At 61.1% G+C, this 12,827-nt stretch carries 15 protein-coding genes; 13 read left to right on the top strand and 2 right to left on the bottom strand.

Translation table 11 applies throughout. The features are described 5' to 3' along the window. Nucleotides 1–7: 7 nt before the first annotated feature. The 10 genes from nadB (at nucleotide 8) to AC6I1V_RS05725 (ending at nucleotide 9,011) form a co-directional block, all read left to right on the top strand. Nucleotides 8–1,585 (top strand): L-aspartate oxidase, encoded by a 1,578-nt coding sequence (nadB, locus tag AC6I1V_RS05680; protein WP_486853702.1) that lies wholly within the window; start codon nucleotides 8–10, stop codon nucleotides 1,583–1,585. Nucleotides 1,586–1,896: 311 nt separating this feature from the next. Beyond that, entirely contained in the window at nucleotides 1,897–2,304 is a 408-nt protein-coding gene (locus AC6I1V_RS05685; RefSeq protein ID WP_486853701.1) for a hypothetical protein, read from the top strand. A gap of 285 nt (nucleotides 2,305–2,589) precedes the next feature. Then, nucleotides 2,590–3,969 carry a sodium-dependent transporter gene (locus AC6I1V_RS05690; RefSeq protein ID WP_486853700.1) on the top strand — a complete coding sequence of 460 codons (1,380 nt, stop codon included), beginning with the start codon at nucleotides 2,590–2,592 and terminating at the stop codon, nucleotides 3,967–3,969. 649 nt (nucleotides 3,970–4,618) lie between these two features. After that, nucleotides 4,619–5,230 (top strand): SGNH/GDSL hydrolase family protein, encoded by a 612-nt coding sequence (locus AC6I1V_RS05695; RefSeq protein ID WP_302553793.1) that lies wholly within the window; start codon nucleotides 4,619–4,621, stop codon nucleotides 5,228–5,230. Between the two features lie 12 nt (nucleotides 5,231–5,242). Then, on the top strand, nucleotides 5,243–5,722 hold the full coding sequence (ybaK, locus tag AC6I1V_RS05700; protein WP_302553792.1) for a Cys-tRNA(Pro) deacylase: 480 nt from the start codon (nucleotides 5,243–5,245) through the stop codon (nucleotides 5,720–5,722). Between the two features lie 119 nt (nucleotides 5,723–5,841). Beyond that, the gene (gene tyrS / locus AC6I1V_RS05705) at nucleotides 5,842–7,038 is read left to right on the top strand and encodes a tyrosine--tRNA ligase (RefSeq protein WP_302553791.1); all 1,197 of its coding nucleotides are present in this window, start codon (nucleotides 5,842–5,844) and stop codon (nucleotides 7,036–7,038) included. 3 nt (nucleotides 7,039–7,041) lie between these two features. Further along, nucleotides 7,042–7,716, top strand: a complete 675-nt coding sequence (locus tag AC6I1V_RS05710) for a site-2 protease family protein (RefSeq protein ID WP_302553790.1) — start codon at nucleotides 7,042–7,044, stop codon at nucleotides 7,714–7,716. A 182-nt stretch (nucleotides 7,717–7,898) separates the two neighbouring features. Continuing rightward, complete coding sequence (gene rfaE2, locus AC6I1V_RS05715; protein ID WP_486854044.1) at nucleotides 7,899–8,399, top strand: D-glycero-beta-D-manno-heptose 1-phosphate adenylyltransferase; 501 nt, start codon at nucleotides 7,899–7,901, stop codon at nucleotides 8,397–8,399. A 34-nt stretch (nucleotides 8,400–8,433) separates the two neighbouring features. Continuing rightward, on the top strand, nucleotides 8,434–8,706 hold the full coding sequence (locus tag AC6I1V_RS05720) for a hypothetical protein (protein ID WP_486854043.1): 273 nt from the start codon (nucleotides 8,434–8,436) through the stop codon (nucleotides 8,704–8,706). A gap of 20 nt (nucleotides 8,707–8,726) precedes the next feature. Then, nucleotides 8,727–9,011 carry a serine hydroxymethyltransferase gene (locus AC6I1V_RS05725; RefSeq protein WP_486854042.1) on the top strand — a complete coding sequence of 95 codons (285 nt, stop codon included), beginning with the start codon at nucleotides 8,727–8,729 and terminating at the stop codon, nucleotides 9,009–9,011. Between the two features lie 9 nt (nucleotides 9,012–9,020). Here AC6I1V_RS05725 and AC6I1V_RS05730 read toward each other — a convergent pair whose 3' ends face one another. Both AC6I1V_RS05730 and AC6I1V_RS05735 read right to left on the bottom strand, forming a co-directional pair. Further along, on the bottom strand, nucleotides 9,021–9,212 hold the full coding sequence (locus AC6I1V_RS05730; protein WP_486854041.1) for a hypothetical protein: 192 nt from the start codon (nucleotides 9,210–9,212) through the stop codon (nucleotides 9,021–9,023). Nucleotides 9,213–9,510: 298 nt separating this feature from the next. Next, complete coding sequence (locus AC6I1V_RS05735; protein ID WP_302553781.1) at nucleotides 9,511–9,882, bottom strand: Fur family transcriptional regulator; 372 nt, start codon at nucleotides 9,880–9,882, stop codon at nucleotides 9,511–9,513. Between the two features lie 207 nt (nucleotides 9,883–10,089). On the opposite strand from AC6I1V_RS05735, the gene AC6I1V_RS05740 reads away from it, so the two are divergent. Genes AC6I1V_RS05740 through AC6I1V_RS05750 form a run of 3 tightly spaced genes read left to right on the top strand, consistent with a single transcriptional unit; the run spans nucleotide 10,090 to nucleotide 12,623 of the window. Beyond that, nucleotides 10,090–11,010 (top strand): metal ABC transporter substrate-binding protein, encoded by a 921-nt coding sequence (locus AC6I1V_RS05740; protein ID WP_486854040.1) that lies wholly within the window; start codon nucleotides 10,090–10,092, stop codon nucleotides 11,008–11,010. Continuing rightward, nucleotides 10,997–11,764 carry a metal ABC transporter ATP-binding protein gene (locus tag AC6I1V_RS05745; protein ID WP_302553778.1) on the top strand — a complete coding sequence of 256 codons (768 nt, stop codon included), beginning with the start codon at nucleotides 10,997–10,999 and terminating at the stop codon, nucleotides 11,762–11,764. Before AC6I1V_RS05740 ends, AC6I1V_RS05745 begins: the two co-directional genes overlap by 14 nt. Further along, the gene (locus AC6I1V_RS05750; protein WP_486854039.1) at nucleotides 11,757–12,623 is read left to right on the top strand and encodes a metal ABC transporter permease; all 867 of its coding nucleotides are present in this window, start codon (nucleotides 11,757–11,759) and stop codon (nucleotides 12,621–12,623) included. The genes AC6I1V_RS05745 and AC6I1V_RS05750 overlap by 8 nt, the downstream gene beginning before the upstream one ends. Nucleotides 12,624–12,827: the final 204 nt, after the last annotated feature.

Raw genomic sequence — 12,827 nt, forward strand, 5'->3', positions numbered from 1 at the left:
AGGCAGTATGACACAGCAGCGCTTGAAAACACAGGTTCTCGTCATCGGCGCCGGGATCAGCGGCAGCACGTCCGCCCTTACTCTGGCGGACGCCGGGTATGAGGTAACCCTCATTGTCCCCGGAAAAGAGATGGACGGCGGCAATTCCGCGCTGGCTCAGGGCGGGATCGTCTATCGTCCCGATCCTGACGACGCCAAAGATCTGGAAAAGGACATTCTGGTTGCCGGACACCACCACAACTACGTCAAGGCTGTCCGCCACCTCTGCCAGCACGGCCCCGAAGCCGTGGAGCGCATCCTCATGGAGCGCGCGCCCATCCCCTTCGACAGGCTGGACGGCAAGCTCGACTTCACCCGCGAGGGCGGGCACGGCAAGCACCGCATCGTGCATTGCGCCGACCACACCGGGAAGACCATCATGGAGGGCCTATTGCAGGCTGTGCGCATGTCCCCGAACATCCGCATCCTGACCGGCCGCACCGCCGTGGACCTGATCACCACGGATCACCATGCGCGGTATAAGGAATACCGCTACCAGCTCGACAACCAGTGCCTTGGGGCCTACGTCTACAACGAAGACACCAAGGAAGTGGAAACCCTGCTCGCCGACTTCACCGTGCTTGCCACCGGCGGCGTCGGGCAGATCTATCTGCACACGACCAACACCGCCGCCTGCACCGGTTCCGGCATCGCCATGGCCCAGCGCGCGGGCGTGCGCCTCGACAATCTGGAATACGTCCAGTTCCACCCGACCGCGCTGTATACCCGCCAGTCGCACAGCTTCCTGATCACGGAGGCCATGCGCGGCGAAGGGGCCCGCCTCATGAACGCCAAAGGCGAATTCTTCATGAAGCGCTATGACGAGCGCGCCGACCTCGCCCCCCGCGACATCGTGGCCAGGGCGATCATGGACGAAATGCTCCACAGCGGCGAGCCCTGCATGTATCTGGACGTTTCCGGCGTGAAGCACGACATCCCCACACGGTTCCCCACCATCTACCGGCACTGCATGGAACTGGGCATCGACATCAGCAAGAAGCCCATCCCGGTGGTTCCCGTGGCGCATTTCTTCTGCGGCGGCATCCTCGTCGACGCTTCCGCCCGCACGACGCTGACCCGCCTCTACAGCGTGGGCGAGTGCAGCTGCACCGGCCTGCACGGGGCCAACCGCCTCGCCAGCACATCGCTCCTCGAAGCCCTGCTCTGGGGCTACAGCGCCGGCCAGGACATCGCGCAGCGCATCACCAAGCGCGGCTACATCAGCAAGCGCCTTGCCGACGCCATCCCCGACTGGGAAAGCACCGGCGACGAGCGCAACGACGACCCGGCGCTCATCGCGCAGGACTGGGCGACCATCCGCAACACCATGTGGAACTATGTGGGCATCAGCCGCACGGCCAGCCGCCTGCACCGCGCTTTTGACGACCTGCGCGCCCTTTCCCGCCACCTCCACGACTTCTACAAAAATACGGCCATCTCCAAGCCCATTGTGGATCTTTTCCACGGCTGCCAAGCGGCCTACAGCATTACCCAGAGCGCCCTGCGCAACCCCCGCAGCCTTGGGTGCCACCACAGGATCAACTAGGGCGGAGCCTATCGCGGGAAGGGGAACCTTTTCTTCGGGAAAGTTCCCCTTCCCCAAGCCTGCCTGTAAGGGCCGCGCATCCCTTTTCCAAAGGCGGCCGCGTTTGCCGAAGCCCCGCGCCCCTTCTCCGCGGGCTGCCATCGGAATACGGCGGACACAAAAGGAAGGCCCCGTCATGGAATATACTTATTTCATCCCCATAAGATGGTGAAAGATACGGCCTTTTTCTCCAGCCTTTCCCTTGGCGGTCTCCACGGCTGGGGCGTTTTGCCGGTTATCTCCTTGAAACTTTAAGAAGGCCCTGTCGTAGCATGGGGTTGTTTTATCTCCACAGTACGGTGAAAAATACAGGCTTTTTCCGGTTTTTTCCTTGGCGGAATCCACGGCCAAGGCATTTTTCCGGTTATCCCTTTGGAACTTCAAGGAAAAAAACATCAGCCATTTTCTATAACACAGCCTTAAAAAACATCAGTCGCTTGCTGTGCGGCACAGCCCAAAAGAACCTGAAGAAGCAGCGAAGGAACGCCGTTCCGAAAAAAGGCCTGCCCGTGCTGTGGGGCATTCATATTTTCAATGAACATAACGCCATAACAAGCAAAAATACCAACTGGTCCCTTTCAGGAAGGCTCTGTTATAGTTTGTGGTTGTTTCATCTCCACAGTGCCTTGAAAATACAGCCTTTTTCTCCTATTTTCCCCTTTGGCGGGATCCACGGCTAAGGCATTTTTCTGTTTATCACTTTGGAATTTCAAGAAAAAAAGCATCAATCATTTTCTATAACACAGCCTTCAGGAAACATCAGAAAAACGAATGTCCCGCACAGCTTGCCCCTTCCTTGCTTCCTCCATTTTTTGTAACAAAGGCGGTGCGACACTGTTTCGCCCCACCGGAGCGTTTCTCCCGCCTCCTTCCGTGGTGCCCGCGGCGAGGTGCGGGAGATTTCCGTATACCAAGGGACACGTGAAAACGGACGTGCCCGCAGGACACAGAGGATTCAGAAAAGCATGAGTCAGAACCAGCAGAGAGAACAGCTCGGCAGCCGCATCGGTTTTCTTCTTCTCGCGGCGGGCTGCGCCATCGGACTTGGGAACGTCTGGCGTTTCCCCTATATCGCAGGCGCCTACGGCGGCGCGCTGTTCGTGTTCATCTATATCGGCTTCCTGCTGGCGGTCGGCGTCCCCATCCTGGTCATGGAGTTCTCCGTTGGCCGCGCGGCGCAGCGCAATCTGGGCGCGGCCCTGCACAAGCTGGAGCCCAAGGGCACGCGCTGGCATATGTTCGGCCCCCTCAGCCTTATCGGAAGTTACCTGCTCATGATGTTTTACACCACGGTGGCGGGCTGGATGCTGGCCTACTGTTGGGCCATGAGCAAGGGCGATCTTTCCGGCCTGACCCCCGATCAGGTGGGCGGCTTTTTCGGCGGCCTGATCAGCGATCCTACGGCTTCCTGCCTCTGGATGGGCGCGGCGGTGATCTTCTGTTTCAGCGTATGCGGCATGGGCCTGCGCCGGGGCGTCGAGCGAGTGGTCAAATTCATGATGGTCGGCCTGTTCGCCCTCATGATCGCGCTTGTCGTCCGTGCCGTCACCCTGCCGGGAGGCGAGGCGGGCATCAGCTTCTACCTCATGCCCGATCCCGAAAAACTGACCGGAGGGCTCTGGGCCGCCGTCACCGCCGCCATGGGGCAGGCCTTCTTCACCCTTGGGCTCGGCGTCGGCTCCATGACCATTTTCGGCAGCTATATCGACAAATCCCGCTCCCTGACCGGAGAAGCCCTCTACATCGTCCTGCTGGACACCATCGTCGCGCTCATGGCGGGCCTCATCATTTTCCCGGCCTGCTTCGCCTTCGGGGTCAACCCCGGCTCCGGCCCCGGCCTCGTATTCGTCACCCTGCCGAACATCTTCAACAGTATGCCTTTCGGACGCTTCTGGGGCTCCCTGTTCTTCGTGTTCATGTCCTTTGCGGCCTTGTCCACGGTCATCGCCGTCTTTGAGAACATCGTCTCCTACTGCATGGACGTCTGGGGCTGGACACGCAAAAAAGCCTCCACGGTCAACTGCGTTACGATGTTCCTCCTCTCCCTGCCCTGCACGCTCGGCTTCAGCCTCCTGTCCGGCTTCCAGCCCTTCGGCGAAGGTTCCTCCGTGCTGGATCTGGAAGACTTCCTCCTCAGCAACAACCTGCTGCCCTTCGGCGCCCTGCTCTTCCTCTTCTTCTGCTGCCACAGGTGGGGTTGGGGCTGGAACAGCTTCATCGCCGAAACCGATCAGGGGCAGGGAGCCCGCTTCCCCCACTGGCTCAAGCCGTATCTCCAGTACATCCTGCCCTGCGTGCTGGTCTTTCTTTTCATTCAGGGGTATGTGGATAAGTTTATGAAGTAATGGGGGAAAGATTGGGAGGGGAAGGGGAACCTTTCTGGAGAAAGGTTCCCCTTCCCCTCCCAAACCCTCCCCATCCCTTCCCAAGACTTTCGGCCTTATCGAATCCCTCATGAAGGGCTTTCAGGTATGAATGGGTTCCGCCTTTGTGCTTGTTATCTAAGGCTGTGTCACATAGAACGTGGCTGATACTTTTTTCCTTGAAATTCCAAAGGAATAACCCACAAAAATGTCTTGGCTATGGATTCCGCCAAAGGGCAAAATGAGAAAAAAGAGTATATTTTCAACGTATTGTGTAAATAAAAAGGCCGTGTCATAAAAAATGGTTGATGCTTTTTTCCTTGAAGTTCCAAAGGATTAACCGATAAAATACCTTAACCGTAAATCCCGCCAAGGGGAAAACCGGAGAAAAAGGCTGTATTTTCACTGCACTGTGGAGATGAGGCAACCACATAAACCACATACTCTGGCAGAGCCAAACAAATACCCAACGGAACTCCTTTTGCGCCGCCTCCCCACCAGTCAAAAGTCTTTGAAGGGAGATGGGAGGGGGTCTGGGGGAGGGAAGAGGGAAACTTTCCTCAGAAAGTTTCCCTCTTCCCTCCCCCAGTCCGCACGACCTCACAACCCACTCTAACCACACGAGGAAACAATGCATCTCGTCTGCTTTGGAGACTCGATCTGTTACGGCTACGGAGCGCGCCCCGGCGAGGGCTGGGTCGCGCAGATGACGCGCATGCTGGCAACCCTGCGCGAACCGGTTGCGGTGACCAACGCCGGGGTCAGCGGCGACACCACCTCAGACGGCCTGCGCCGTATGCAGTGGGACGTGGAACGCCACCACCCCAACGCCGTCTTCGTCCAGTTCGGCCTCAACGACGCCAGCTTCTGGCATTCGTCCGTGGGCCGGCCTCTGGTCGGCTTCAGAACCTACCTCGCCAACATGGGCGAAATCATCCAGCGCTCGTTCCGCAGCGGGGCGCATACCGTCTTTCTGGCCACCAACCACAGGCCTGCGGAAGCGCCGGGCATTCCGGGAGCCCAGCTTTACCGCCGCACCGTCCGGGAATACAACGAAGGGCTGCGGGCCACCTTTTCAGGGATGAAGGGCATCGTGCTCATCGACATGGAACGGCTTATCCTTGACCAATTCCCGGACACGGATACAATCCTCGCACCGGACGGCGTCCATCTGAACCGGATCGGAAACGACTTTTATTTCATGGCCATCGGCAGGCGCATCGCCCGCAGCCTCGCCGGATAACAGGTTGACCGTATGCCTCCCAAGAAAACCAACGCAGCCCGCCTCCTCGACGAGCTGGGCATTGATTACGAACTGCATGAGGCCCCCTACGACGAGGCCGACCTCTCCGCCACGGCAATGGCCCGCTCGCTCGGCGTGCCCGTGGAGGAGGTCTTCAAAACGCTGGTCGTCCGGGGCGACAAGACCGGAGTCCTCGAAGCCTGCATTCCCGGCGCCGCCGAGCTGAACCTCAAGGAACTCGCCGCCGTGTCCGGCAACAAGCATGTGGAAATGGTTCCGCTCAAGGAAGTCCAGCCCCTCACCGGCTATATCCGGGGCGGCTGCTCCCCGCTGGCCGGGAAAAAGCATTATCCCGTCTTTGTGGACGAAAGCGCCATCCTTTATGAGCGCATCTATGTCAGCGCCGGGCACCGTGGGGTACAGCTCCGCCTCGCCCCCGACGACCTTCTTCGTGCGGCTGAGGGAACCTACGCCGCCATCGCCCGCTATTGACAGTCCCCGGTTTGTCTGCAACAGGAAACGAGGCGCGTCCGGACGCGCCCCCAACCGATCACGCATTCCCGCCGCCCGCCGGCGAATCCTCCCCGGACGGGGAGGGAGAGGAGATTTTGATGATTCCTGTCGATAAACAGATGCAATTGATCAAACGCGGCATCACCAACCTGATTGACGAAGGCGAACTGCGCAAAAAGCTGGAACGGGGCAAGCCCCTTACCGTCAAGGCCGGTTTCGACCCCACCGCGCCGGATCTTCATCTGGGCCACACCGTCCTCATCCACAAGCTCCGCCATTTTCAGGAACTGGGCCACAGGGTCGTCTTCCTCATCGGCGACTTCACCGGACGCATCGGCGACCCCTCCGGCCGTTCCGCCACCCGTCCGCCCCTGACCACCGAACAGGTCATCGCCAACGCCGAAACCTATAAGGAACAGGTCTTCAAGATCCTCGATCCCGAAAAGACGGTCGTGGAATTCAACTCCCGCTGGCTCAACGAATTCACCGCCGCGGACTTCATCCGCCTGGGCTCCCGCTACACGCTGGCCCGCATGATGGAGCGCGACGACTTCGCCAAGCGTTACCGCGAAAACACGCCCATCGCCCTGCATGAGCTCCTCTATCCCCTCATGCAGGGGTATGATTCCGTGGCGCTCAAGGCCGACGTCGAAATGGGCGGCACCGACCAGACCTTCAACCTGCTGGTCGGCCGCACCCTCATGGGCCAGTACGACCTCGAACCGCAGTGCATCCTGACCGTGCCGCTGCTGGAAGGCTTGGACGGCGTGCGCAAGATGTCCAAATCCTACGGCAACTACATCGGCATCAACGAGCCCGCCGCCGACCAGTTCGGCAAGGCCATGTCCGTTTCCGACGATCTCATGTGGCGTTATTACGAACTCATCTCCAGCAGGTCGCTGGACGAGATCGCCACGCTCAAAAAGGATGTCGAAGAGGGCCGCCTGCATCCCAAGAAAGCCAAGGAGATGCTGGCATACGAAATCGTGGCCCGCTACCACGGCGAGGCACAGGCACAGGAAGCCTTGCAGGGCTTCAACTCGGTCTTTGCGGACGGCGGCATACCGGACGATGCGCCGGAGTTCGCCTGTGAGCACGGCGAAGCAAGCAAGCCCCCGGTCTTCCTGACCGACTCCGGCCTTGCCGCCTCGCGCGGCGAAGCCAAGCGCCTCATCAAGCAGGGCTCGCTCTCGCTTGACGGCAAACGCTGTGATGACGCCGAAACCCCGCTGGAACCGGGTTCCTACGTGGTGAAGCTCGGCAAAAAGCGCTTCCTGCGCCTGACGGTACGGTAATACATGCTCGACATTGACCTTGCGGTCTCCATAAAACGCTTATCGGTGGCCTTCGTGCCGCTGATGCTTGGGATCATCCTGCATGAGGTCGCCCACGGCTGGGCGGCCCTCAAGCGGGGTGACCCCACAGCCGCCATGCTCGGACGGCTGACGATCAACCCGGTGCCCCACATCGACCCGGTGGGCTTGTTCGTCTTCGTGCTGACCAGCCTGACCGGCCCCTTCGTCTTCGGCTGGGCCAAGCCGGTGCCCATCAATCCCAGGAACTTCCGAAACATCGTAAAAGATACCATGCTGGTATCCTTTGCGGGGCCCGCCGCCAACTTCCTGCTGTCAATCGGGTTCGCCGTGCTCCTGCGCCTGCTCATCGAGTTCTTCCCGTTCGGCGAGTGGCAGGGCAACACCGTGTGGGACTTCTTCTTCCTCATGTTCCAGACCGGCGTGGTCGTGAATATCGGCCTCGGCTGGCTGAACCTGATGCCCATCCCGCCCCTCGACGGCAGCAAGATCCTCTGGGGCGTCCTGCCGCCGAAGCTGGGGTTCCAGTACATGCAGCTTGAGCGTTACGGTTTTCTGGTGCTCATCCTGCTGCTCATGACCGGGGCGCTCGGCTATATCCTCTACCCGCTGATACAGTTCTCTGTGAACACGGTCTTCTCGCTGGTTGTACTGAGTTGACGGAACGGCCAGAGAGGAGCCTTTGAAAGGGGGCTCCTTTCTGCTTTTGGCGGGCAAGAAGGGTTTGCCCGGAACAGGCGGCACGGCTGCGGAAAAGGGGGAGGCCATCCCGTGGGGCCGGAAAGCCGCCGCTCCCGGAAACCACCCTCCCTGCCGATACAAGGACGGACAAAGGACGGACAATGGATATGCTGAAACATCCCGGCATGGTCGAACTGCCCGAACTGCTGGAAAAACTGGATGCCCTGCGCGGGGAAGGCAAAAGGATCGTCTTCACCAACGGATGCTATGACATTCTGCATCCGGGGCATGTGGATCTGCTGAAACGCTGCAAGGCGCAGGGTGATGTGCTGGTGCTTGGGCTGAACAGCGACGAATCGGTCAAACGGCTGGGCAAGGGCGACGACCGGCCCATCAACCCGTATCCGGTGCGGGCCTTCGTGCTCGCGCATCTGGAAAGCGTGGATTTCGTGGTGCGGTTCGACGAGGACACGCCCGCCAAGCTCATCGAAGCCGTACGGCCCGACGTACTGGCCAAGGGCGGGGACTGGCCCGTGGATCGCATCGCAGGCCGGGAAACGGTGCAGCGGCGCGGCGGCGAAGTCGTAAGCCTCCCCCTGCTGCAAGGCTATTCGACCACGGCGCTCATCGAAAAAATCCGCAGCGCCGCCCGGCGCATCTGACTTTTAAGGGACTCAGCGGGATATGAGGAAAGGCTTGTTCTACACCCTGACGGCGGCCGCGTACCCGTTCGGCGCGTGTGTCCTGCTCCCCTTGATCATACGGGACGTGGGCAAGGGAGCCGATGCACTGGGCAGAGGCATCGCGCAAGGTTTCGCGGCCCTTTTCTTCATGGGGTTCTGGACGTTATGCGTCCTCATCGCCAGCCTGGCGGCCTCGCGCATCCGGTACGGGGAATGCCTTGTCCCGTTCGTGGTCAACGTCTTCGCCATCATGCTCACCGCACTGTTCTGTTTATTATTTATCTAAGCCCCCTTAAAGGCACAGCAATGAAACCTCTTTTCTATTTTCTGACGGCGGCGGCCTATCCCTTCGGCCTTTATGTTGTGGTTCCCCTGTATATGAAGCACGGCTACGTTGCCGCGGGCGGCGACGCGGCGGGCCGCGCCATGGCCGCCGGGCTTGCCGAACTGTTCGCCATCGCCCTGTGGACACTCGGCGTGGTGATCGTCAGCCTGCTTATCTCGCGCCTCCATTATAAGGAATGGCTCCCGACCATCGGCATCAACGCGATCATCATCCTGCTCTATCTTCGTTTTCAGCTCGGCCTTTAGGCCGCAGCCTTACGGGGTGAGAGTGAAGGGGATGCCGGAAAGCTCCCCTTCCCCAAGCCTGCCCGCGTGCAGCCATCCCTCACGGAACGCCTCACACATGCCGTCGATATGCCCAAGCCCGCCTGCATACAGCCCATCCCTTCCCAAGGGGGGTTGCCTGCCTCCCCCGTTCACAGCCTTTTCGAGTACGGCCTTCGGCATACGCCGATCCTGAAGAAGCGATAGGCCCGCAACGGTTCCGGCTTGCCGTACCCGGCCCCGCTCAGCCGGTGATGCCTGCCTAGCGGATTGAGCCCGGCCCAGCCGTCAAAAAATCGTTGAAAAAAGCGGCCGGAGAAGCGAAAAGCTGCGGAGGGGCGATCGTGTTGTGCCGCGGCTCCTTTCAGGCACGGCGACCCGCTGCCCGCCCTCATCACGGGGAACGGGTTCTTGCCCGTCGAGCCTTTGGGCCGGGGCGGGCCTCTGCCCCCTTATTGCGGGGGAACGGGCGTGCTTCCCTTCAGGGGTGGCAGTCCGGGCAAACCCCGAACAGAAAGCACTCGTGATCTTCCACAAGAAACCCTGAGGGCGCGGCCTCCCGCTCGTTCAGGGCGCAGCCGGGCAGATCGTACACCCGGTTGCAGACCCGGCAGTGGAAATGATGGTGATGCCCCTTTCCCGTGCGTTCGTAGAGCGTGCCGAGGGACGGATGGCATACCTGTTTGAGCCAGCCGTTTTCCAACAACAGCTTCACGTTGCGGTACACGGTGGCCTGATTGAGCGATTCCACCGCCATCCGTCCGGCCTCCAATATTTCCTCAATGCCGAGGGGCCGATCCAACTGGCAAAAAACCTGCTCAATCGCCGCCCGCTGTGATGTCTTCCGTTTCATTCCCTACACCTCATACGACTGGGCCGCCGGTGCGTGCATCCTCGCGGAAGGTTCCGGTATTCCTGCAACCCATGCGCGTATCAGCCGCTGTAATGCACACATTCCCGCAGTCCGCACAACCTCTTGACACCTCATCCGGCAAGCATTAATTGCAAATGCCTTCGCAATAGCAATAAGCCGTCCGCGCTTTTCCCGCAAGGAGCCCCCATGCGTAAAACCACCGCCGGAACCGTATGCCTCATAGTCCTTATGTTGCTGTGCGGCGCCGCCCTCGCCCAGCCCCGGATACTCGCCACCACCTTCCCCGTGTACCAGATTGTCCGCAACATCACGCAAAACGTGCCGGATGCGGAAGTCCGGCTCATGCTCCCCGCGCAGGCCGGATGCCCCCATGATTACGCCCTCACGCCGCAGGACATGGCCAAGCTCGCACAGGCCGACATCCTTGTCCTCAATGGGCTTGGCCTTGAAGCCTTCCTCGGTTCCCCTTCGGCACGCGCCAAAAAGGAAATCCATACCATCGACAGTTCCAAGGGCATCTCCGGGCTGCTCCCCTATACGGATAGGGAAGCGGCGCACGGGGAGCATGAGGGGCACCGTCATGGGGGGATGAACCCCCACCTGTTCGCCAGCCCGCGCATGGCTGCGCAGATGGCCCGTTCCATCGCGGGGCAGCTTGCCGATCTCGATCCCGCCAACGCCGCGTCCTACTGGGCCAACGCCGAAAACTACGCCCGGAAGCTCGACGCGCTGGCCGACGAATTCGCCGCGCTCGGCGGCAGGCTGAAAAACAACCGCATCATCACCCAGCACGGGGTGTTCGATTATCTGGCGCGCGACATGGGGCTTGATGTGGCCGCGGTCATTCAGGCCGACGACACACAGGCGCCGTCCGCTTCCGATATGATGAAACTGATCAAGGCGATCCGCGACCAGCAGGTTGGGGCCATCTTTACGGAACCGCAGTACCCGGACAAGGTCGCCGCCACCCTGTCCCGCGAAACCGGGGTCGCTACGGCAAAGCTCGATCCCGCCGCCACGGGCCCGGCCTCCGCGCCGCTGGACTATTACGAAAACACCATGCGCGCCAACCTGCACACGCTGGAGAGCACCCTTGGAACCAACTAACGCCGTCGCCTTCCGTGACGTATCCGTGCGCCGGAGCGGGCTCGCCATCCTTGAGCACGTCAACGCCACAGTCCCGCAGGGGAGCTGCACCGTCATCGTGGGCCCCAACGGTGCGGGCAAGACCACGCTCATCCTCGCCCTCATCGGCGAAATGCGCCACGGCGGGGCTATCGACATCATGCCGGGGCGGAATGGAAAATCCCTGCGGCTCGGCTATGTGCCGCAGCGCATCAGCATCGACCGGGGCATGCCGCTCACGGTCATGGAATTCCTCGTCATGGGCATCCAGAAGCGCCCGCTCTGGCTCGGCATCCGGCCCTCGCTGAAGGAACATTCGCTGGGGCTCCTCGCAATGGTCAAGGCGGAGCACCTCGCCTCCCGGCGGCTTGGCGATCTGTCCGGCGGCGAGATGCAGCGCGTCCTGCTGGCCCTTGCCTTACAGCAGGAACCGGAACTGCTCGTGCTCGACGAGCCCTCGGCCGGGGTGGATTTTCAGGGAGAGCACCTGTTCTGCGAGCTGCTGGACGAACTGCGCGCCGCCAAAGGGTTCACGCAGCTTATGGTCAGCCACGATCTCGGCATGGTCTTCCACCACGCCACGCACGTCATCTGCCTCAAACGGCATGTCTTCGCGGAAGGCACGCCCGACGAGGTGCTGACGCAAGAAAACCTTATGGCCCTGTTCGGCATGCACATGGGCCTCATCAACCCCCATGCCCCCGCCGAGGCCAAGCCAAAGGACAGCCATGTTTGATATCGAGCCGCTCTACCGCCTCGTCTCCCTGCTCCCCTTTGAGTGCCTACAGGCCGGGTTCATGCAGCAGGCCCTCACCGCCCTGATCCTGCTCGCGCCGATGGCGGCGACCATGGGCGTGCAGGTCGTCAGCTTCCGCATGGCCTTCTTTTCCGATGCGATCAGCCATTCCGCCTTCGCGGGCGTGGCGCTCGGCCTGATCTTTTCCATCAACCCGCATGTCGCCATGCCGGTTTTCGGCATCCTCGTCGGGCTCGGCATCATGGCGGTACAGCGGAACAGCGCCCTTTCCTCGGATACGATCATCGGCGTATTCTTCTCGGCGGTCATGGCCTTCGGCCTCGCCGTGGTCAGCCGGGACAACGCCGTGGCCCGTGATCTGCAGCAATTCCTCTACGGCGACATCCTGACCATCACGGAAAACGACATCCGCTGGCTCATCGGCCTGTTCTTCGCGCTGGCGGCCTTTCAGATATGGGGCTACAACCGCCTGCTGTACATCGGCCTCAACCCCGTGGTCGCCAAGGCCCACCGCATCAAGGTGTTTTTCTGGCAATACCTTTTCGCCGGGCTGCTCGCGCTCGTCGTGATGTTCTCCGTCTGGGCCGTGGGCGTCCTGCTGGTGACGGCGCTGCTCATCGTGCCCGCAGCCACGGCCCGCAACCTCGCCCGCACAGCCGGGGGCATGTTCTGGTGGTCAATCCTCGTCAGCGTCACTTCCGCCGTAGCCGGGCTGGTGCTTTCCGCACAGGAATGGGCCGGGACAGCCACCGGAGCGACCGTTGTCCTCGTCTCCTGCGGCTGGTTCCTGCTGAGCGCCGTCCTCGCCGCCATACGGGGGGAGGGACGGCGGCAGTAAGCATTCGTGAAACGCGTGCGGCACGTCTGCCGCAGCCGCTTCGGGATCGGCCCGTGCGTCAATTCGTGGATGCGCGTGCGGTACGCCGGGAACCTTGTGCCTCCTCCGGCAACAGCTTGTCTCCAATAGAAAAGCGCCCTCTTCCGAACCACGGAACAGGGCGCTTTTTGACGCGCCGGACAGGGATGCGCCTTTCACCGGCGG

This window comes from Bilophila sp. T19-St14, assembly GCF_059728385.1.

Excerpts from the sequence above, each read along its gene's own strand:
- nadB (WP_486853702.1), top strand. The coding sequence starts at position 8 with ATGACACAGCAGCGCTTGAAAACACAGGTTCTCGTCATCGGCGCCGGG.
- AC6I1V_RS05685 (WP_486853701.1), top strand. The coding sequence starts at position 1,897 with ATGGGGTTGTTTTATCTCCACAGTACGGTGAAAAATACAGGCTTTTTC.
- AC6I1V_RS05690 (WP_486853700.1), top strand. The coding sequence starts at position 2,590 with ATGAGTCAGAACCAGCAGAGAGAACAGCTCGGCAGCCGCATCGGTTTT.
- AC6I1V_RS05695 (WP_302553793.1), top strand. The coding sequence starts at position 4,619 with ATGCATCTCGTCTGCTTTGGAGACTCGATCTGTTACGGCTACGGAGCG.
- ybaK (WP_302553792.1), top strand. The coding sequence starts at position 5,243 with ATGCCTCCCAAGAAAACCAACGCAGCCCGCCTCCTCGACGAGCTGGGC.
- tyrS (WP_302553791.1), top strand. The coding sequence starts at position 5,842 with ATGATTCCTGTCGATAAACAGATGCAATTGATCAAACGCGGCATCACC.
- AC6I1V_RS05710 (WP_302553790.1), top strand. The coding sequence starts at position 7,042 with ATGCTCGACATTGACCTTGCGGTCTCCATAAAACGCTTATCGGTGGCC.
- rfaE2 (WP_486854044.1), top strand. The coding sequence starts at position 7,899 with ATGGATATGCTGAAACATCCCGGCATGGTCGAACTGCCCGAACTGCTG.
- AC6I1V_RS05725 (WP_486854042.1), top strand. The coding sequence starts at position 8,727 with ATGAAACCTCTTTTCTATTTTCTGACGGCGGCGGCCTATCCCTTCGGC.
- AC6I1V_RS05730 (WP_486854041.1), bottom strand. The coding sequence starts at position 9,212 with ATGCCGAAGGCCGTACTCGAAAAGGCTGTGAACGGGGGAGGCAGGCAA.
- AC6I1V_RS05735 (WP_302553781.1), bottom strand. The coding sequence starts at position 9,882 with ATGAAACGGAAGACATCACAGCGGGCGGCGATTGAGCAGGTTTTTTGC.
- AC6I1V_RS05740 (WP_486854040.1), top strand. The coding sequence starts at position 10,090 with ATGCGTAAAACCACCGCCGGAACCGTATGCCTCATAGTCCTTATGTTG.
- AC6I1V_RS05750 (WP_486854039.1), top strand. The coding sequence starts at position 11,757 with ATGTTTGATATCGAGCCGCTCTACCGCCTCGTCTCCCTGCTCCCCTTT.